General features: G+C 64.6%; 22 protein-coding genes. 10 read left to right on the forward strand and 12 right to left on the reverse strand.

Features of this window, described 5'->3' with window-relative positions; translation table 11 throughout:
- The first annotated feature begins 88 nt into the window (after nt 1-88).
- Entirely contained in the window at nt 89-736 is a 648-nt protein-coding gene (locus CO669_RS31560; RefSeq protein WP_097665997.1) for a hypothetical protein, read from the forward strand.
- A 25-nt stretch (nt 737-761) separates the two neighbouring features.
- On the opposite strand, the gene CO669_RS31565 is transcribed toward CO669_RS31560, so the two are convergent.
- Entirely contained in the window at nt 762-1,121 is a 360-nt protein-coding gene (locus tag CO669_RS31565; RefSeq protein WP_097666075.1) for an ArsC family reductase, read from the reverse strand.
- A 105-nt stretch (nt 1,122-1,226) separates the two neighbouring features.
- Between CO669_RS31565 and CO669_RS31570 the strand changes: the two genes are divergently transcribed.
- The 3 genes from CO669_RS31570 (at nt 1,227) to CO669_RS31580 (ending at nt 3,219) form a co-directional block, all read left to right on the forward strand.
- Nucleotides 1,227-1,598 carry a tRNA-binding protein gene (locus tag CO669_RS31570; protein ID WP_097665999.1) on the forward strand — a complete coding sequence of 124 codons (372 nt, stop codon included), beginning with the start codon at nt 1,227-1,229 and terminating at the stop codon, nt 1,596-1,598.
- Nucleotides 1,599-1,800: 202 nt separating this feature from the next.
- Nucleotides 1,801-2,433, forward strand: a complete 633-nt coding sequence (locus CO669_RS31575) for a TetR/AcrR family transcriptional regulator (protein WP_097666001.1) — start codon at nt 1,801-1,803, stop codon at nt 2,431-2,433.
- Nucleotides 2,434-2,436: 3 nt separating this feature from the next.
- Entirely contained in the window at nt 2,437-3,219 is a 783-nt protein-coding gene (locus CO669_RS31580) for a sulfite exporter TauE/SafE family protein (RefSeq protein ID WP_097666003.1), read from the forward strand.
- A gap of 2 nt (nt 3,220-3,221) precedes the next feature.
- On the opposite strand, the gene CO669_RS31585 is transcribed toward CO669_RS31580, so the two are convergent.
- The 3 genes from CO669_RS31585 to CO669_RS31590 all read right to left on the reverse strand — a co-directional run bounded on the left by CO669_RS31585 (nt 3,222) and on the right by CO669_RS31590 (nt 4,930).
- Nucleotides 3,222-3,926, reverse strand: a complete 705-nt coding sequence (locus CO669_RS31585) for a glutathione S-transferase N-terminal domain-containing protein (protein ID WP_097666005.1) — start codon at nt 3,924-3,926, stop codon at nt 3,222-3,224.
- 77 nt (nt 3,927-4,003) lie between these two features.
- Nucleotides 4,004-4,147 carry a hypothetical protein gene (locus CO669_RS36240; RefSeq protein WP_198964361.1) on the reverse strand — a complete coding sequence of 48 codons (144 nt, stop codon included), beginning with the start codon at nt 4,145-4,147 and terminating at the stop codon, nt 4,004-4,006.
- A gap of 117 nt (nt 4,148-4,264) precedes the next feature.
- A complete protein-coding gene (locus CO669_RS31590) occupies nt 4,265-4,930 on the reverse strand; it encodes a DUF429 domain-containing protein (RefSeq protein WP_097666077.1) in 666 nt (221 codons plus the stop codon).
- 1,211 nt (nt 4,931-6,141) lie between these two features.
- Between CO669_RS31590 and CO669_RS31595 the strand changes: the two genes are divergently transcribed.
- Together CO669_RS31595 and CO669_RS31600 are read left to right on the forward strand one after the other, a co-directional pair.
- Nucleotides 6,142-7,467 carry a TROVE domain-containing protein gene (locus CO669_RS31595; RefSeq protein WP_097666007.1) on the forward strand — a complete coding sequence of 442 codons (1,326 nt, stop codon included), beginning with the start codon at nt 6,142-6,144 and terminating at the stop codon, nt 7,465-7,467.
- Between the two features lie 112 nt (nt 7,468-7,579).
- A complete protein-coding gene (locus CO669_RS31600) occupies nt 7,580-8,920 on the forward strand; it encodes an RtcB family protein (RefSeq protein ID WP_097666009.1) in 1,341 nt (446 codons plus the stop codon).
- A gap of 42 nt (nt 8,921-8,962) precedes the next feature.
- On the opposite strand, the gene CO669_RS31605 is transcribed toward CO669_RS31600, so the two are convergent.
- From CO669_RS31605 to CO669_RS31640, 8 genes are all read right to left on the reverse strand, one after another.
- Nucleotides 8,963-9,310 (reverse strand): carboxymuconolactone decarboxylase family protein, encoded by a 348-nt coding sequence (locus CO669_RS31605; protein ID WP_097666011.1) that lies wholly within the window; start codon nt 9,308-9,310, stop codon nt 8,963-8,965.
- Nucleotides 9,311-9,313: 3 nt separating this feature from the next.
- On the reverse strand, nt 9,314-9,835 hold the full coding sequence (locus tag CO669_RS31610) for an RNA polymerase sigma factor (protein ID WP_097666013.1): 522 nt from the start codon (nt 9,833-9,835) through the stop codon (nt 9,314-9,316).
- Complete coding sequence (locus CO669_RS31615; RefSeq protein WP_198964362.1) at nt 9,832-10,041, reverse strand: YgaP family membrane protein; 210 nt, start codon at nt 10,039-10,041, stop codon at nt 9,832-9,834. Before CO669_RS31615 ends, CO669_RS31610 begins: the two co-directional genes overlap by 4 nt.
- A gap of 96 nt (nt 10,042-10,137) precedes the next feature.
- Nucleotides 10,138-11,322 (reverse strand): serine hydrolase domain-containing protein, encoded by a 1,185-nt coding sequence (locus CO669_RS31620; protein ID WP_097666017.1) that lies wholly within the window; start codon nt 11,320-11,322, stop codon nt 10,138-10,140.
- Nucleotides 11,323-11,396: 74 nt separating this feature from the next.
- A complete protein-coding gene (locus CO669_RS31625) occupies nt 11,397-12,089 on the reverse strand; it encodes a GNAT family N-acetyltransferase (RefSeq protein ID WP_198964363.1) in 693 nt (230 codons plus the stop codon).
- Nucleotides 12,090-12,093: 4 nt separating this feature from the next.
- Nucleotides 12,094-12,441, reverse strand: a complete 348-nt coding sequence (locus CO669_RS31630; protein ID WP_097666021.1) for a Lin0512 family protein — start codon at nt 12,439-12,441, stop codon at nt 12,094-12,096.
- Nucleotides 12,442-12,472: 31 nt separating this feature from the next.
- Complete coding sequence (locus tag CO669_RS31635; RefSeq protein ID WP_097666023.1) at nt 12,473-13,261, reverse strand: hypothetical protein; 789 nt, start codon at nt 13,259-13,261, stop codon at nt 12,473-12,475.
- Nucleotides 13,262-13,354: 93 nt separating this feature from the next.
- Nucleotides 13,355-15,013: an acetolactate synthase large subunit gene (locus CO669_RS31640; protein ID WP_097666025.1), complete on the reverse strand. Its 1,659-nt coding sequence runs from the start codon at nt 15,011-15,013 to the stop codon at nt 13,355-13,357.
- A gap of 199 nt (nt 15,014-15,212) precedes the next feature.
- Here CO669_RS31640 and CO669_RS31645 point away from each other — a divergent pair, with 199 nt between their 5' ends.
- The 4 genes from CO669_RS31645 to CO669_RS31660 are packed head-to-tail and all read left to right on the forward strand — an operon-like array spanning nt 15,213 to nt 19,599.
- The gene (locus CO669_RS31645) at nt 15,213-15,629 is read left to right on the forward strand and encodes an MmcQ/YjbR family DNA-binding protein (protein ID WP_097666027.1); all 417 of its coding nucleotides are present in this window, start codon (nt 15,213-15,215) and stop codon (nt 15,627-15,629) included.
- The gene (locus CO669_RS31650) at nt 15,547-17,073 is read left to right on the forward strand and encodes an SWIM zinc finger family protein (protein WP_245444603.1); all 1,527 of its coding nucleotides are present in this window, start codon (nt 15,547-15,549) and stop codon (nt 17,071-17,073) included. The genes CO669_RS31645 and CO669_RS31650 overlap by 83 nt, the downstream gene beginning before the upstream one ends.
- A 7-nt stretch (nt 17,074-17,080) precedes the next feature.
- Nucleotides 17,081-18,526 (forward strand): DUF5691 domain-containing protein, encoded by a 1,446-nt coding sequence (locus CO669_RS31655; protein ID WP_097666031.1) that lies wholly within the window; start codon nt 17,081-17,083, stop codon nt 18,524-18,526.
- Complete coding sequence (locus CO669_RS31660; RefSeq protein WP_097666033.1) at nt 18,523-19,599, forward strand: AAA family ATPase; 1,077 nt, start codon at nt 18,523-18,525, stop codon at nt 19,597-19,599. Before CO669_RS31655 ends, CO669_RS31660 begins: the two co-directional genes overlap by 4 nt.

Here is a 19,599-nt window from a genome sequence, read left to right on the forward strand (position 1 = left end):
CGGTCTTTCGTTCCGGGCGCCAGCCTTCATCAAAAATTTTCCCGCAAGCGCGATCATGCGCGGGTTTTGATGGTCTGGGAATATTGTCTTGGATTTCACCAGCGCCGCTCCGTCCGTCGTCAAGTCGATCAGGCAACGTGATCTCCTGAACACGTGGCTGCGACTTTATGCGCGCGAGCAGATCGCACCGGCGGTCTGGGAATATCAGCCTGCACGGCTCGAGGAAGAGCTGTCCGATCTCATCTATTATACGGTGGACGCTTCGACGCCGGTACCACGGCTCACCATCCAGAGCGAAAACACGCGCATCTCGCGCGCTTATGGACATACCGGCAAGGGCGTGCTGCTCGACGATTATCTCGGGCCGCGACTCGGGCCCTACGTGATGCCGATCTATTACGAATGCGTGGCGCGCGGGCTGCCCGTCTACAGCGTTGCCGACGTCGACGACATCTACGGGCGCATGGTCGCTTATGAACGGCTGCTGTTGCCCTTCCAGACCGACGGCAAGGTCTGTCACGTCATCGCCTCGGTCAAGACCTTCTGCGAGGACGGCGGCTTCGAGATCAAGAATCTGATGCGCGGAAATGACGCGCTACCGCGTACGAAGCTGCGCGCCGTGATCGATCAGGAGCTGTTTCATCGAGCGCCTGGCCGCATTGCGGCGGCCGAAATCGTCGAGTTTGCGGACCAGCCGGATGCCGGCATCCCCACCGAGATCATCGAGCTGAACTAAAGCGCGACGAGATCCGGATGAAGCGTCACCGCGACTTGGCGCCGACTTCCTTGGCATAGATGTCCGGCTTGAAGCCAACCAGCAGCTTGCCGCCGATCTCCAGCACAGGTCGCTTGATCATCGATGGTTGCGCTAGCATCAAGGCCAGCGCCTTCTTCTCGGTGACGCCTTCCTTGTCGGCATCGGGCAGCTTCTTGAAGGTCGTGCCGGCGCGGTTGAGCAGCGTCTCCCAGCCGACCTTGTCGCTCCACTGCTTGAGCTTGTCCTTCTCCACGCCCGCCGTCTTGTAGTCGTGGAATTCATAGGCGACTCCATGCGTGTCGAGCCAGGCGCGCGCCTTCTTCATGGTGTCGCAGTTCTTGATGCCGTAGATGATGTTGGGCAAGACCAGTTCCTCGCGCATGCGTGGTGCTTCGGCTGTGGCGTTGTACGAAACTCCGCTTCGCGCGACAATGTTGCGAACGACGCCAACTCGCCGAACGGACATCCCATGCACATCACGCACGACCCCGCGGCCGCCGCCGCGCCGACCATCGACTTCAACAGCTTCCTCGCGGTCGATATCCGCGTCGGCACGATCGTCGATGCCAAGCCGTTCCCCGAGGCGCGCAAGCCGGCATTTCGGCTGTGGATCGACTTCGGACCCGCGATCGGCGTGCGCAAGAGCTCGGCGCAGATCACCGAAAACCATCCGCTGGAGACGCTGGTGGGGCAACAGGTCGCGGCCGTCGTCAATTTCCCGCCGCGCCAGATCGGACCTGTCGTCTCGGAAGTGCTGACGCTCGGCTTCCCCGACGCCGACGGCAAGGTCGTGCTGGCGCAGCCGAGCAAGCCCGTTCCGAACGGCGGACGGCTGTTCTAGCCGCGAGAGCGCGCGCAGTCGCCTCCGTCGACCCGCTTGCAATCCTGCTCCTTCCCGGCCGAAGCCGGCTGGACTTGACCAAAATCCTCTTGCGCAATAAAAAGTGACTGACTGGTCGTTTTTTATTTTGATCGACGTGTGACGCCTCCAACGGAAGCCAACAGAAAAACGATCATCCTGTCAGTTATTTAGGGACGGCCCAATGCCCAAGATCAGCGACAAGCAGCGGGAAAGCCGGCGCCAGCAGATCCTCGAAGCCGCCCTCGCCTGTTTCGCCGAGGACGGCTTTCACCAGACCGGCATGGCCGACATCGTCAAGCGATCCGGCTTGAGCCACGGCGCCGTTTATCTCTACTTCCAGAGCAAGGACGATCTGATCGAGGCGCTCGCCGACGACCGGCATCGGCGCGAAGGCGTGCTCAACTCGGTTGCGCAGGGGTCGGGCGACCCGATCGAAGGACTTCACGCCTTGGTGCGCGTCTACGCACAATGGCTCACCGATCCCGCCGGCGAAGCGCGCCGCCGTGTCGGCATCCATGGCTGGGCCGAGGCCCTGCGCAACCGCCGCGTCCGCAACAGCGTGGTCGAAGGCATCGACATGCCGCGCGCATTGATCGTCGCGCTGGTCGAGCGCGGCCAGCATGACGGCCTCATCAAGCGCGATCTCGGCGCGGAGGCCATCGCGCGGGTGCTGATCGCGATCTTCCAGGGCTTTGTGCTGCAGAAGTGCTGGGGCGAGGATATCGACGTCGAGGCCTGCATGGCAGCTGTAGCCGTCGTGATCGAAGGGTTTCGCACGGCGAAACCCGACGTCAGGCGACGAGCCAGGATGTAGGCCATGCCTTGGCTTCACGACCTCCTCGCCGGTACCGGAGTCGGCCTGGTCGCCGGGCTGGCATCGGGCTTCACGGGCACGAGCCCGGGCGGCGGCCTCGTGATCTTCTCGGTGCTGCTGCTCGGAGCCGAGCAACATGTTGCCCAGGGCACCTCGCTGATCGCTCAGATTCCTCCGACGGGTCTCGCCGGCATCCGCCGCTATTGGCAAAGCGGCAATCGCAGCCCCCTGCCCTGGATCATCTGGATCGGCTTGGGATTTGTGATCGGCGGCGCCGGCGGCGGCTATGCGGCAACCGCGGTTTCCGACGTCGTCCTGCAATGGACCTATGTCGTCTATCTGGTCGTGCTGATCGCGCTGTTGATCCTGCGCCGCGACCGCAAGGACGGGAGCTTTGAAGCCGGCGCCCGCGATGACCTTCACTGGCTGCCGCTGCTCCTGATCGGCACGGTTGCAGGCTTTTCCTCCGGCTTCATGGGTATTGGCGGCGGCCTTGCGATCACCGTCGGCCTCGCCGCCGGACTTCGCGTGCCGCAACATCAGGCGCAGCTCGTCAGTCTCGTCTTTTCGGTGATCCCAACCAACCTTCCGCCGGCCTGGATCTACTGGAGCAAGGGCCTCATGGTGGGGTGGCCGGCGGTCATCGGCATACTCGCCGGCCTCTGGATCGGCACCGACCTCGGTGCACGCATGGCCAACGGCGTGAGCAGATCGGTGCTGCGCCGGGCCATGATCGCGCTCGTCTCGCTGATGGCGGCCTACATGACCTACAAGGCGCTGACCTGAGCTTACGGCCGCTGCGGAATGTTCAGCCCGCGCTGCACCGCCGGGCGCGCAAGCCCCCGTTCGAGCCACGCACCGACCGACTTGAACCGGGTGAACTCGACGAGATCGCCGGCACCATAGAAGCCGATGAGATTGCGCACCCAGCCGAGCATGGAGATGTCGGCGATGGTGTAGTCGTCATCCATGAACCACTGCCGGCTGGAAAGATGCGTGTCCATCACGCCGAGCAGGCGCCTGGCTTCGGCGACGTAGCGGTCGCGGGGCCGCTTGTCCTCGAAATCCTTGCCGGCGAATTTGTGGAAGAAGCCGACCTGACCAAACATCGGCCCGACGCCGCCCATCTGGAAGTGAAGCCATTGCAGCGTCTGATAGCGGCGCGCGGCATCCTCCGGCAGGAACTTGCCGGTCTTCTCCGCGAGGTATTGCAGGATCGCCCCGGACTCGAACAGCGGCAAAGGCCGACCGCCGGGACCGTTGGGATCGAGGATCGCCGGAATCTTGCCGTTCGGGTTGAGCGAGACGAACTCGGGGGTCTTCTGATCGTCCTTGCCGAAATCGACCAGATGGACCTCGTAGGGCAACCCGGTCTCCTCCAGCATGATCGAGACCTTGACGCCGTTCGGCGTCGGCAGCGAGTAGAGCTGAAGCAGCTCGGGATGCTTGGCAGGCCAACGCCTGGTGATGGGGAAAGCGGACAGATCAGACATCGGCGCTCCGGCTGCGTTCGTGAGATGCCGCCTAATCTAGGCTGGCGAACGAACGGCGCAAGGCCGAACCGTCACCGCTACAGTCGTTTCAGCACATGGCTGGTGGCGAACACCGCGTCGCGCTGCGCGCGTTGCTCGATGAAGAGCTGGCCGGTGATGAGCAGTGCTCCGGTGAAGACGAGCGCGAGCATCGCGGTCGCGAACTGACTGACATCATTCATCGCACGAGCTTCTCTGTCCTGTTGTTCGAACGGGGAACGCAGATCGGCCGTCGGCAGTTCCTGCAAGCTTCAAATAAATTGCCTCTTTTTCCCGACAGGAGGCCGGCAATCCCGGGATCAGTAGTTGATCTCCATTCGCAGCCCGCGCGGATCGATCTCCCCGCCGCCGACCCGTTCGTTACTGTCGCGGGCTGCGACCGCGCAAGCACAGGCGTCGATGAGGTCGTGGCGGCCGATGCCGGTGCCGTGGCGAAGCGTCAGCCATCGCTCGACGCTGGTGAAGCCGCGATCTCTCAGCAGCGCGATGCGCTGCTCGCGGCCCCGCAGTGATGTCTTCGGCTCGAGCCGCACCTGCCGCGCGAGTTTCCAGAAGATCAATTCCGGATGCGCTTCGCCGATCGTCGCTTGCCGCTCCGGCGTCATGATCTCGTCGACCTCTCGCAGCTTGTCCCTGATATTCCAGAGCTGCGCGGACACGCCCCTGCCCTTGCCTTCATGGTCCCAGTAGTGGCGATTGGCCGCCGCCATGTCAGGGAATGTCCAGAGGTCGCGCCGCGCACCAAGAAACACCGCAGGGCCGACCAGCGCGCGCGCCCGCAGATCGCACTCACGATAACCGCCTGGATTCAATCCGATCGGCATGTCGATCATCGCGCGCGCGTGCGGCATCGCGAGCAGACGAGTCAGGCCCGGTGAATAATCGAAGCCGTGATCGCCGCGTTCGTCGATCCAGGCTGCGACCCATCCGAAGCGAAATCCGTCGAGACCGAGATAGGTCGGCACGTCATGCATCCGTCATTTTCAAATTTCCACTCGCGCCTCGCTTGACATCCGCAAGTTGCGGGCGTATGTCCCGCGCCCTCGCAAACACTTCCGTTTGCGACAAGCACCATGAACCGAGCGATGTCACTCCGCTACGAAAGAATTGTCAGCATGCCGAATAGCTCCAAGCTATTCGATTGCGCATGCCCGGCTCATGGGAGCGATCTTGCCTGACCGCAAGATCGACAGTCCGCTTCTCACGGACCCTCCCGAGCCTGCCGCTCCGGAGGGTTTTTTGTTGCCCGCCGCGCGGCCCCATCGAACGACCCGGCCACGGCCGGAACGAGAGACCCGGATCTCGGGGCTCGCGCTGGGAAGGCGCGTGCCCAAGCGCGCGGGGCCTGCCGGAGGGAACGAGGCGATGAGCCGGACACCGATGGCAGAGCGAATCCACGAGGGTTCGCCAAGTGCGGCGCGTCGACAGCGCCGCGATAGATCTTTGTAACTCGGTTTGCCGCGAATGATCGCGGCTCAACCGACGCTGGTGGTGAAGATCTCGGATACTTCCTCCACGGTAAAGCGGGTATGCCTCCCGCCTTTGACACACGCACCGGGATGCGGCCTCGGAAAAGGTACGCACGCGGCCCGGCGCAGGGTCTGCTCGCAAGAGCGCGCCCTGTGTTGTCGTCACTGAAAGCCGATATCGCCCGTTCCCCAGCGTACCCATCAACGGCCGATGCGAAAGCACCGGCCTGGCGGTGGTGAAGATAGCTGTTACTTCACGGTAAAGGCGCGAGAGCGTCGAGCAGGTTCGACCCCTGCGCGCCGAAAGGCGGATGGCCCGCAAGGGCAGCAACAGCATCGCTCGTTCCCCGCCAACTCCATCACGGTCCGTGGTGAAGATTTCTGTTACTTCGCCTATCACGCGAGAGGTCGCGGGTTCGAATCCCGTCCGGTGTACCATGCACCGGTAGCTCAGTGGCCAGAGCGCTTTCCGGCAAGCTGTCGCTTGCCGGGTCTCAGAATCGCTTGTTCCCGGATCGTGTCCCCTTAGCCACCGCCGGTGGTGAAGAGCGCTGTTACTTCGTGAATCACACTGTCGAAGGTTCGACTCCTTCCGGACGCAAGTCCGTAGCTCAGCGGTAGAGCATGTGGAGCCCCTCGTGGGCAGAGCAGCCTCGCCTGTTCCCCGGCACCCGTTTCCCGTCCCATCAACCCAAGAGGAGGCCGTCATGGTCAGGCTCAACAAGATCGTTCGCGCCTTCACGCGTGAGGGCTCCCGTGCCGTTCGCTTCACGCCCGAAATGGAGCTGAAGCGCGCGCTGATGAACTGCCTCCTGTGGGAGGACCAGTTCTACGAGGACGGCGTTTCCATCGCCGACCGCATCAAGGCGCTCGTGCCCAAGGTCGCCCCTGCGCGCGTGGCGCAGCTTGCGATCGAGGCGCGCGAGGTGATGAAGCTGCGGCACGCGCCGCTGCTCGTCATCCGCGAGATGGCGCGGAGCGAAAAGCACCGCGCGCTCGTGGCCGACACGCTCGCCCAGGTGATCCAGCGCCCCGACGAGATGACGGAGCTGCTCGCGATCTACTGGGCGGATGCGCTCGGCCCCATGCAGCAGCGCAAGCGTCAGCCGGTCTCCGCGCAGGTCAAGAAGGGTCTTGCCCGCGCGCTGACCAAGTTCGACGCCTACCAGCTCGCCAAGTGGGACCGCGACGGCGCGGTGCGGATCAGGGACGTGCTGTTCCTGGTCCACGCCAAGCCGAAGGACGCCGACCAGGCCAAGGTGTGGAAGCAGCTTGTCGATGGCGAGCTCGCCTCCCCCGACACCTGGGAGGTTTCGCTCTCGGCCGGCAAGAACAAGCGCGAGACGTTCGAGCGGCTGATCGCCGAGCGCAAGCTCGGCGGCCTGGCGCTGCTGCGCAACCTGCGGCTGATGCAGACTGCGCAGGTGCCGCGCGAGACCATCGCAGGCGCGATCGAGGCGATGCGGACGGATCGTATCCTTCCCTATCGCTTCATCACGGCGGCGCGCTATGCGCCGGACTTCGAGCCCGAGCTCGAGGCTGCGATGCTCAAGTCGGTCAAGGACCACGTGCGGCTCCCGGGCCGGACGCGGCTCCTGATCGACGTGTCGGGCTCGATGTTCGCAACCCTCTCCGCGCAGTCGGAAATGACGCGCGCGGAGGCGGCGTGTGGCCTTGCCATTCTCGCCCGCGAGATCTGCGACGAGGTCGAGATCTTCACCTTCAGCGACAAGTTGGTGAAGGTCCCTCCCCGCCGTGGTTTCGCGCTGCGGGATGCGATCATCAACTCGCAGGCCCATAGCGGGACCTGGCTCGGCAAGGCGGTGGGGGAGATCGACCGCAAGGGTGATCGCCTGATCGTCTTCACCGACGAGCAGAGCCACGACCAGGTGCCCGAGCCGAGGGCGCGCGGCACCATCGTCAACGTGGCCTCGTATCAGCACGGTGTCGGTCACGGCGCCTGGACCCGCGTCAACGGCTTCTCCGAGGCCGTGGTCGCGTGGATCGCGGCGTCGGAAACGACATTGAACTGATGCGCAACGAGAATGGCTCCGGACGCGAGATGCGTCCGGAGCCTCCGAAAATCTCTGAAAGGATCCACGTGCCCCGGTTATGGTGCGCACGGAATGACAAGGACTCACGACCATGCGACGACCCGATCCCTACATGGAACGCGCCCGCGAGCTCTGCCTCGCCGCCGGTGTCGATCCCGACTCGCGCGTCGGCGAAGGACGCGGCCAGCCGGCCTGGTGCCTTTACAAGGACGCAGCGCGCAAGGAGCATCTCGCCCGCGAGGCCAATGCGACCGCAAGCTCGATCGCCGAGTTCCGGATGCAGGATGCCCGCTTCCAGAACGCGCCGCTGAAGATCTTCGGTCCGCACGAGGATGCAACCATCGCGCAGATGCGCAACTGCATGGCGGTCGGCAACGTCGTCTCCGGCGTGATCTGCGCCGACGGCCATCTCGGTTACGCTCAGCCGGTCGGCGGGGTCATCGCCTATGAGAAGCAGATCAGCATCTCCGGCGTCGGCTTCGACATCGGCTGCGGCAACATGGCGGCCCGGCTCGACACGCGCTTCGACGACATCGCCGGGATCGCGCCCACGATCATCCGCGACGTCGCCAAGGCGATCTCGTTCGGCGTTGGCCGCACCAACGCCGAACGCGCCGAGCACGAGCTGTTCGACGACGGCGATGCCTGGCGCGAGAGCGACATGGAGAGCTACCGCCAGAAGGCCGTGAGCCAGCTCGGCACGGTCGGATCGGGCAACCACTATGTCGACCTCATGAGCGACGAGGAGGGCTATGTCTGGATCGGCGTCCATTTCGGAAGCCGCGGTCTCGGGCACACCTCCGCGACCCGCTACCTCAAGGCCGCCGGCGGCAAGGACGGCATGAACGTCCCGCCCGCCGTGGTCGACGAGGACAGCGAGCTCGGTCGCCGCTACATCGCGGCGATGCAGCTCGCCGGGCGTTACGCCTATGCGGGCCGCGCGTGGGTCGTCGAACGCGTCCGCCAGATCATCGGCGGCAGCGTGACCGAGAGCGTGCACAACCACCACAACTACGCCTGGCGTGAGACCCACGACGGGCGCGATCTGTGGGTGGTGCGCAAGGGCGCGACGCCGGCGTTTCCCGGTCAGAAGGGATTCGTCGGGGGCTCCATGGGCGACGACGCCGTCATCCTCGAAGGTGTCGACAGTCCGGAAGCCAAGGCTTCGCTCTATTCGACCGTTCACGGCGCCGGCCGCATGTTCGGACGGAGGGAGGCCAAGCGTCGCTTCTCGCGCGCGGAGATGGACCGGTGGCTCAACGAGCGCGGCGTCACCTTGATCGGTGCCGATCTCGACGAGAGCCCGATGGCCTATCGCCGCCTGCCGGACGTTCTGGCGCAGCATGCCGGCACCGTGCGGGTGCTGCATACGCTGCGACCTTTCGCCGTCGCCATGGCCGGCGAAGGCGAGTTCGATCCGTGGAAGGACTGACACAAACAGCGGGCGGGAGGTGATACCTCCCGCCCGCAACGCCTATGTCTCTCCGTCGCTGCGATGCCGCTCGAACAGGCGTTGCGCCAGCAGCGCATGACCGAGCGTGCCACCGGCACGGACCGCCGCAGCGATCAATGCGGCTTCCGCCACCTCCTCCCGCGTTGCACCGGCCTTGGCCGCCTGCGCCGTATGCACGTCGAGGCAATAGGCACATTGCGTGGTCAGCGCGACCGCGAGCGAGATCAGCTCGCGATATTTCGGCGGGATCAATCCGTCCTTGCGCTCGACCGCATGGTTGAAGGCAAGAAACGCATTGGCTTCGACCGGCGCGAGCGCGATCAACGCCGGAACCGATTTCAGATCGTCAGGCTTTTGATAATCGGTCATGGCTCACCTCGTCAGATATTCGCGCATCAGGGCGCGAGCGCGATGCAGGCGCGCCTTGACGGTTTGCCTGGCGGCACCGAGCGCGTCGGCGATCTCGTCGATGGTCATTTCCTTGACGTCGCGCATCAGCGCGACGTCGCGATAATGCGGCGGCAGCGCTTCGAACGCCGCGGCCACGTCGAGCCGCAGGTCGGCTTCAGGCCGCAGCAGCAATGCGGCCTCCACCTCACTCACATCGACGGCAGGAGCAAGACCCGCCCGGCGCGCCAGCCGCAGGCATTCGCGGCGAACCACGCTGAACAGCCACGCCGAAAACGCCAGCAGCGAGCGGATCGTGCCGACATGGCGGAACAGGATCCACAGCGCCTCCTGCGTCGCATCCTCGGCATCCGCCGAGCTCCGGCAGGTTTGGCGCGCATAGCGGCGGATGTCCGGCTGCGCCGTGGCGAGCAGCGAGGCGATCGCGTCGGGATCGCCGAGCCGCGCGGCTTCGAACAGCTTTGGTGAGATTGCAGCCGCGCTCACGACACGCCCCCTCGCCCGATCCCTGAAATTGCGCACATCGGGCAATAGCCGACGAGGCCGGTCAGCGCGAAGCCGGCGCCGCCGAGCGCGACCAGCCACGCCGTCGAACCGGCCAGATAAACCACGGCTGCAATCGCCACGGCGACGCCCAGAGCAATCCGCACCATCTGGTGCAAGCCGCCGATATTCTTCCTGTAAAACGCCATTGCATCCTCCGACATGAGCCGAGACCAAGTGCCTCGACGATCAAGAGGACGCTCCGGCCGAAAAGGATTCGCGGGCGCTCGCAATTTTTTTCGCGCTCAGCCTCCGACGGCCTGATAGGCCAGGCGCTTGAACTCGAAGAAGAACGGATTCCAGAAGCCCATATAACGCTGGGCCATCAGGACGCCCGCGGTGTTGGCCTCCGGGCAGATCCACCAATGCGTGCCGGCAAGCCCGCCCCACTGGAATTCGCCAGTGGAGTTCGGCGGATCGAACGGCGTCGGCGCGAAGGTGATGGCGCCGCCGAGGCCAAAGCCCTTGCCGGGGATCGGGCCGAGATTGGCAAAGCGGATGGTCTGCCCCGCGGGCAGCTGGTTCGTCATCATCTGCCGCAGCGTGTCCGGCTTCAGCAGCGCATCCGACCCGGGCAGCAGCGCGCGCACCAGCGCGAGCATGTCCGGCAGGGTCGAGACCAGACCGCCGCCCCCCGACAACCGCGGGAACGGCCGGCGGTAGGCCTGCGGAAACGGCAGATTATCCGCGCGCGTGAGGCCCGGCTTCATGGGGTCGAGCACGTCGGCGCCATTGTAGAGCGCAACCAGCCTGCCCTGCTGCGCCTCGGGAACGTCGAAGCCGGTGTCGGTCATGCCCAGGACATCGAAGATGCGTGCCTTGAGGAACGCATCGAGGGACTGACCCGAGACGACCTCCACGACGCGGCCGAGCACGTCTGTGGCGACGGAATATTCCCAGGCCGTGCCGGGATGATAGGACAGCGGCAGATCGGCCAGTTTGTCGATCATATCGGAGAGCGGCGTCAGCGGATTGAGCACCCGCGCTTCGTTGTAGCCCTTGAACAGCACGCTACCGGGATCGAAGATGCCGTAGCTGAGACCGGAGGTGTGGGTCAGGAGCTGGCGGATCGTGATCGGGTCCTTCGCCGGCTCGACATCGGCAAGGCTCGAAGCGCCCTGCTTCAGCACCTTGCGATTGCCGAGTTGCGGCAGAAAGGTCTCGACCCTGTCGTCCAGCCCGATGCGGCCCTCCTCGACCAGCAGCATGATCGCGCAGGTGACGAAGATCTTGGTGTTGGAGAACGCGCGGAAGACATGGTCGGGCCGCAGCGCAGCGCTCGCCTCGCGATCGGCAAAGCCGACGCATTGTTGATCGACCAATTCGCGACCGCGCAACACGGCCCAGGATACGCCGGGAATAATCTCCTGATCGACGTAACGCTGCATCGCCGTCCGCACGGCGGAAAAATCAGTCGTTCTGGCGTCCATGTGTCTCCCCCAAATTCTGGTTGGGACGGATATAGCGAATATTCGCAGGAAATGAAGGGCGCCGCGGAGGGCGCCTATCCGTCCCTCATGAACGCGGTCACGTACAGCCGGCGCCGGATCCGCATGCCCTGCCGCTGATAAAGCGCGATCGCCGAATTGTTGTTCGAGAACACGTGCAGGAACGGAATCTCACCCCGCGCCTCGATCCGTCGTCCGACCGCCGCGAGCAGAGCCTGCGCATAGCCGCGCCCGCGATAGTCGGGATGCACGCAGACCGCCGTCATCTCGACGAACTTTCCGGGCTTCATCCGCTCGCCCGTCATCGCAACCAGCTCGCCTCCGGAGCGGATGCCGAGGAACGTCCCCAGCTCGTGGGTGCGCGATGCGAACGGCCCGGGCTTGGTCAGCTCGACGAGCGCCGTCATCGCAGGCACGTCGGCCGGCCCCAGCGTGACGATCTCGGCATCGCTCAGCGGGCTGTCGGCGGGCGAGCCGATCATCTGCTCGCCGGTCTCGGCCAGCACGACCTTGAACCCGGCGGGCATCTCGACCGGCTCCGGCGTGAACAGCGCAGCGACCTGCGTGCCCGACAAGAGATCACGGAGCGCGGCAAAGCTCGCCGGAGACATGTCGGCCATGTCGGCAAACGGCGTCATGTCGACGGGATAGCGTAAAGCCAGCGGTCCGCCTTCGGCCAGATGCTTGTGGCTGGTTGTCAGCGCGCTCCAGATCGGCCGATCCAGCAGTGCCTCATCACTGTCGGACACCGGCCTAATCCTTGTCGAAGCTGACGATGACGGCGGCGTTGGCGATCAGGATGGGATCGTTGGCGACTTCCGTGGCCGAGGGGATCTCCAGCCCGCCCTTGACTGCGGTGACGGTCACGGTGCCGTAGGGAAGCTCCTTGGCAACGGCTTCCTTGTCCACGGCGTCCGGGTTTGGCACGCCGATGGTGACGTCGACGAACATGTCGTTCGCGGTCTTGCCGATCATGCGGAAGAAGCCGAGGCTCGAATGCCGGATCGCATCAGAGACCGCCCGCTTCGCCGCCTTGGTGGCGTCCCGGCCGTGGACGTCGACGCCCATGCCCATCTCGGTGACACAACGAACGCGGGTCATTCTTTCGTAGCTCCATAGATTTTCACGTTACTTATTGTACCAAAGCCGGCGCATCGGACACTTTTTCTCCGCTCAGAATCCGGTCCCTCACTCTGATCCACTCTGCGACAAACGCTAGTTTTTCTTCTTTTGAGAACGTCCCCAACGTCAACTCGAGGCTCGTTATTTGCTTTGCTATCTTCTCTAAACGGTTCCGATCCTTGCTAGGCTCAACGTAGTGCGAAGATCTTCCATGAAGAAAAAGATAGCCCTTCCACGTTTCGTTTGTGTAGCGCCAATCGTAGTCGACGTTTGAGCCGACCGCATACCAAGAATCACTCAGCTTTAGCGGATCGGAAGCGCTTGGACGCAAAAGCTGAAACGCGCTATCAAGCTGAGCTACAAACTCATCGTAAAAAAACGACTGAAGCTCAGCGCCCCCTTTAAGTTCTCGAAATTCGTCTGATTTAGACAAGCGAGATTCGACAATCGCGCGATGTAGCGAATTAACTGCCGTCGTTGGCACAGCATAAGTGTGCCCATCTGCCAGATACTGATTACTCTGCACGGCATTTGCCACGAGTAGGATCGTTCTCTCATAACTCTTCGCCAGATCGTTAATCACGGCGAACAGCGCAGGCTTCCGGGACACGTTGACGAGGTCTTGCCAGATCTCCTTCTTAGCTGCCTTCTTCTTTCCAAAGAACGCAATTGTCCTCTTTTGTGCGAACTCATTGACGATTTGCTCGCCCTTTGAGAGCGCCCAATCCTCAAAGCTTGCCGATTGCACAATCTTTCCGGTGAACTCGAGACTCTTTCCGGCAATGCGTATCCAGCCCATATCTCACCTCAACCAGAGATCAATACTCGATAATACCTCCCGCCTTGGCTGACGCAACGACATAAGTATGACCCAGAAGTGGAAGTATCCTCGCTATTTCTTTTCCCGCGCCCGCAACTCGTCCACGAGCACCCGCACGTTCTCCGAATAGTCGATCGGGATCGAGACCAGATGCACACCACCCTCCCTGAAGGCGGCATCGAGCGTCGGGCCGAAGCTGTCGATGCTCTCAATTCGATGCCCCTTCGCCCCATAAGCCCTGGCGTAAAGCGCAAAATCCGGATTGCCGAAGGTCATGCCGTAATCGGCGAAGTGATCGACAGCCTGCTTCCAGCGGATCATGCCGTAGGCATTGTCCTCCAGCACCAGCACGACCAGATTGAGCTTGAGACGGACGGCCGTCTCCATCTCCTGGCTGTTCATCATGAATCCGCCGTCGCCGGCAACCGCCAGCACGCGACGGTCGGGATAGAGCATCGCGGCCATCATCGCCGACGGCAGGCCAGCGCCCATGGTCGCCAGCGCGTTGTCGAGAAGCAGCGTGTTGGCGACGCGGGTGCGGTAGTTGCGCGCGAACCAGATCTTGTACATCCCGTTGTCGAGCGCGACGATGCCGTTCTCGGGGATCACCTGGCGGATGTCGTGCACGATGCGCTGCGGGGTCGGCGGCCAACGCGCCTCGGTAGCGCGGTCGGCGATATGAGCGAGGATTTCCTCGCGCAACGGCAACAGCGCCCCAGCCTGTGGCAGCTTGCCTTCGAGCCGGTCGGCGAGCAGCTCCAGACTCGGGCCGACATCGCCGACGACCTCGGCATCGGGAAAATAGACCTGCTCGACGCTGGCCGACGTGTAGCTGACATGAATGACCTTCGGCCCCGACGGGCCCATGATGAAGGGCGGCTTCTCGATGGGGTCGTGACCGATCGCGACGATCAGGTCGGCAGCGTCGATGGCGTCGTGGACGTAGTCACGCTCGGACAGCGCGGCGGTGCCCATATAGAGATTGGTGCCGCCTGGCACGGTGCCTTTGCCCATCTGCGTCGTGAAGAACGGAATGCCGGTGCGCCGCACGAAACTGGCGATGCCGTGGGTCGATCGCGGCCGGCTGGTCGCCGCACCCATCATCACCAATGGCCGCTTCGCCGTCAGAATCATCTCGGCGGCGCGGTCGAGCGCGGCACGATGAGCGACCGGGATCTCGATCGGGTGGACCGGAATCACGGGGACGGCAGCCACTTCGTCGCCGGCGATGTCCTCGGGCAGCTCGAGATGCACCGGGCCGGGCCGCTCCTCCATCGCGACGCGAAAGGCATCGCGCACCACGGTCGGAATGCTGGAGGCGCTGACGATCTGCCGCGACAGCTTGGTCAGCGGCTTCATGGTCGCGACCACGTCCACGATCTGGAAGCGCGCCTGCCGGCTGCTCATGATCGGCTTCTGGCCGGTGATCAGGATCATCGGCATCGCGCCGAGATGCGCATAGGCCGCGCCCGTCGACAAATTGAGCGCACCGGGGCCGAGCGTCGACAGGCAAACGCCGGGCTTGCCGGTCAGCCTGCCATGCGTGGCGGCCATGAAGGCGGCAGCCTGTTCGTGGCGGGTCAGGACCAGCTCGATCCTGGAGGTGCGGAGCGATTCCACCACATCGAGGTTCTCCTCGCCGGGGACGCCGAAGATGCGGTCCACACCTTCGTTCTCCAGCGCGGCGACAAACAGGTCCGATCCCTTCACCTTGCGCTCCTGCCCGCTCATATTGCCTCCGCTTGTGCTCGCCCCGTGTTCCACGACAGCCGCCACATGGTAGCTGCCTGCCGCTCGGGCACAACTCACAAAGAGCGGCACACACGAAGTTCGCCATGGCGGTGCGAAGCAGGCGAAACAAGCTGGTGTTTCTGCGCGAGGCCGCCGGCGCAACGTTGCAAGCAGCGCGCAACCTGCTATCGCTTCGGCGATGACGCCCAGGACCTTTGAAGCCCGCTGCCTGCGCCTGCCCGCCGTGACGAAGGTCGTGCAATGGGAGGGCACGTCCGTGTTCAAGGTCGGCGGCAAGATGTTCGCGCTCGGCGGCGGCTTTGCCGGGCGCTCCGGCGGTTACATGTTCAAGGTCTCCAACATGGCCTATGCCATGCTGATCGAACACGGCCTGGCGCGACCGGCGCCCTATCTGGCGCGCGCCAAATGGGTGCAGCTCGTCAGCAACAACGCCCTGTCGGACGCAGACCTCACAACCTATCTCACTCAGGCGCATGCGCTGATCGCGGCCAAGCTGCCGCGCAAGACCCGCAATGCGCTCGGGCTCGACGCGCCGGACGCCAACCGGCATCACGATCACCGGGTGCAGCGCGCGTCTCGCTCGCGGCGACATTGAGCTTTCATTGTTGCCCGATATACTGCCGGCCCTGGATTCGATTTGGGAAACCGGCGTGGCAATTGATCTCAAGGCGGTCGAGCAACTCGCTACCGATCAATCCTCGCTCAAGGCCGCCGCCGGCCTTGCCAAGCCCGCCAAATGGTCCGGCGTCGGCGTCAGCCTCGACGGCGCACTAATATGGGGCGAATGCGCCGGCTCCGGTGCCAATCCCTATCGCGTGATGGCCGATCTGCGCGACCTCGGCAACAAGTGCACGTGTCCGTCACGCAAATTCCCCTGTAAACACGTTCTCGGCCTGTTGTGGCTCAATGCCGAAGCCATCGTGCCATTCATACCCGCCGACACGCCGGCCTGGGTCAGCGATTGGCTGGGCCGCCGGCGCGGCACCTCGGCGGCAAGATCTGCAAGCGATGCACCGTCCGCCACCGAGAAGGATTTGCGCGCCGCGCGTGCCAGTGAACCTGAGGTCGCCGAGGACCCTAAAGACCTGGCGCGGCGCGAGGCGCAGGCAGCCAAGCGAGGCGAGGAAACCGAACGCGCCATTCTCGATGCGCTGGACGCGCTCGAGCAATGGATCGGCGATCAGCTCCGCATGGGATTGGCGGGCTTCATCGACGATGCCACGGCACGATGCCGGCGCATCGCAGCGCGGCTGGTCGATGGCAAGGCCGCGGTGCTCGCCGGACGCATCGACGAATTGCCGTCCCGCCTGCTCGCGCTTTCCGCAGGCGACCGGCCGCGCGGCGCTGTTGTCGAGCTCGGCAAGCTGGTTCTGCTCGCGCGGGCCTTCCGTGCCGCGCCACGCGATGCCGAGGTCCGGCGCGCCGTAGCGGCATCGGAGACACGCGAAACGGTGCTCTCCGACCCAAGGGCGCTGCGGCTCGAAGCGCACTGGGAAGTTCTGGCCGAGCAGGTTCAGACGCGCCGTGACGGCCTTGTCTCACAGACCACCTGGTTGCTCAATCTCGCCGCGGCCGGTCCGCGTTTTGCGATGTTGCTCGATTTCTTCCCGGCAAGCGCCGGACGGCGCGGCTCGGTGTTCACGCCCGGCGAGCGTTTTCATGGCGAGCTCATCTTCTATCAATCGGCGCAGCCGCTCCGCGCTTTGCTGGGCCGGCGCGACGCCACGCAGGCGATGCCGGCGCTGGAATGGCCGCTGCCGGACGAACCGACCGCCGAGGCGTTGACGCGACCGTTGCTGGCAGAGCCGTGGACGATCGACATTCCGTTGCTGCTGCCACAGGGGCGGCTCGCCCGCGACGATGCCGGGCAGACCTGGTGGCGTTCGGCCGACGGCCTGACGACATTGCCCCTCGCCTCCGAAGTCGATGGTCTGCTCTGCGGCACTGAGCTCACGCGCACGGCTGCGATCTGGTCCGGCAACCGGCTCGCCATCCTCGCCGCACAGACCCCTTGGGGACGGATCGGCGGCCATGACTGAGACAATCATGACTGAGGCAATCAAGACCGAGGCAATCAAGACCGAGATGATCTTTGACGCGATGGGTGCCGTGCTCGCGCGCTGGACGATGGGATCGGCGGCCGCCCCCGCAGCCTCGTTCTGGCGCACCGATCTCGGTGACGATCCGACCGAGGCGGAGTTGCGGCTGCTTGCCCTTGCCGGCCAGTTTCTCGGCACCTCGGTGCTGATGGAGCCGTCCTCGGCACTCCGCATCCTGCCCGACATTCCCCTGCTTCCATTGCCGACGATGCCCGAGACCTTGCGTCCGCTGGCTCGGCGGATCCTGGCCACGAAGAAACAGGCCAAGGTCAAGTCCGATCTCGTCCACTTCCTCGCGGCGCGCGGCTGGACGGTGCATCCGTCAGATTGGATGCCCGAAGCCGACGACGATGACGTGCCGGATGTCTACGCAAGCTGGCGCGACTGGGCGGCGAATGCGGCATCCAGCAGCGTCGCGCGGCAGCAGACAGATGACCGGCTCACTACCGACAATTGGGGCGACTTTTGGCCGGCCGCGCGCAAGGTCGCCCTGGCCGAGCTCAGGCGCCGGGATCCGTCCGCGGCGCGCGCGGTGCTTGAGGCAAGGTTCGCAGGCGAGACGGCTGATGCGCGATGGCGCCTGTTGTCGCTGCTGTCGGAGCGGCTGTCCGATGACGACACCAGCTTCCTTGAAGGCATCGCGGCCAACGATCGCGCCCCCAAGGTCAAGGCGCTTGCGACCTCGCTGCTCTCACGCCTTGGACGCGGCCCTGCTGCGGGAGAAGACGCGGCAGAGCTCGCGGGATTTTTCGCAGTGAAGACCAAGGGACTGCTGCGCCGCGTACGCGTGGTCCAGGCCGAGCCACTCAAGACAGCGGCGCAATCGCTGCGCCGAAAGGCGCTGTTCGACGGCATCGACCTTGCCTCGTTCTCCGGCGCGCTCGGCCTTGCCCCGCAGGAATTGATCGCCGCCTGGGACTGGGGCGCGGACCAGCCGGCCGATGCCGCGCTGGTCGAGCTGATCGCGGCGACGGGAGCGGATGAGCAAGTCACGCAAGCGGCGGACGCGGTCGCCGACCACGGTGCGACCGGCCTTGTCATATCGTTGGCGATGCGACTGGTACCAGCTGAGCGCGCAAGGCACGCCGAGGCGGCTTTGAACGCACAAGGTATCCGTTTCGAGCTGGCGCAACTGATCGCGGGTACGGCGGCTCGACTTCAAGGTCCGCTGTCCGCACCGGCAGGCAACGCGCTACTCGCCGCGCTTCGACGCGACGACGCCAAGCCCTCCGATCACGCGGAAGAACTTCATGCGCTCGGCCTGATCGTCTCGCGCGAAGGCGCACGACGGTCACTGGAGCAGCTATCGGGCGCCGGCCTGCTTCAAGGCGACCCGCGCCTCGACATGCTACGGCTCAACGCCGCATTGGACGACAAGGGAGCAAGATCATGAGCGAGAAACTGCGCCTGCCCGCCGAGGAGAGCTATGCGGCGGAGCTCAAAGCGCTTTCCGTGGGCGATCAACATCGCCCGCCCGGCTGGGCCCTCGCGCCGCGTCAGGTCGTGACCTATCTCATGGGCGGCAAGGCGGCCGACGGCACGCCGATCACGGCCAAATATGTAGGCGACAAGCGCCTGATCGAGACCGCTGTCGCGACGCTGGCAACCGATCGCGCGCTCCTACTGCTCGGCGTGCCCGGCACCGCCAAGTCGTGGGTCTCCGAGCACCTCGCCGCGGCGATCACCGGTGACTCGACATTGGTGATCCAGTGCACCGCCGGGACCGACGAGAACCAGATCCGCTACGGCTGGAACTATGCCCAGTTGCTCGCACATGGGCCAAGGCGCGAGGCGCTGGTCCCCACCCCGCTGATCCGCGCGATGGAAGGCGGCAAGCTCTGCCGCTTCGAGGAGCTGACGCGAATGGGGAGCGACGTGCAGGACACGCTGATCACCGTGCTGTCCGAGAAGATGATGCCGATCCCGGAGCTCAACACCGCGGTCTACGCCCAGCGCGGCTTCAACATCATCGCAACCGCCAACAACCGGGATAAGGGCGTGAACGAACTGTCGTCGGCGCTCAAGCGCCGCTTCAACGTCGTCGTGCTGCCGCTGCCCGGCAGCGCCGAGGAGGAAGTGGCGATCATCGTCAAGCGCGTCGGCGAGATGGCGCATAGCCTCGACCTGCCGGCACCAAAGAACGTCGCCGACGAGGTTGCACGGGTGGTCTCGATCTTCCGGGAGCTGCGCTCGGGATCGACGGAGGACGGCAAGGTCGCCCTGAAGTCGCCCTCGGGCGGGCTGTCGACGGCCGAAGCGATCGCGGTGATGATCGGCGGGATCAGCCAGGCGACGTTCTTCAATGACGGCCGACTGACGCCGGAAACGCTCGCCAACAACATGATCGGCGCCGTCGTCAAGGATCCGGTACAGGATACGGCCGTGCTCGGCGAATATCTTGAGACCGTGCTGAAGAAGCGGCGCGGTTTCGAAGGCTATTATGCCTCGCTGACCGACTTGATCTGA

The sequence above is a fragment of the Bradyrhizobium sp. Y36 genome, assembly GCF_002531575.1.
In the GTDB taxonomy this organism is placed as follows: Bacteria; Pseudomonadota; Alphaproteobacteria; order Rhizobiales; family Xanthobacteraceae; genus Bradyrhizobium.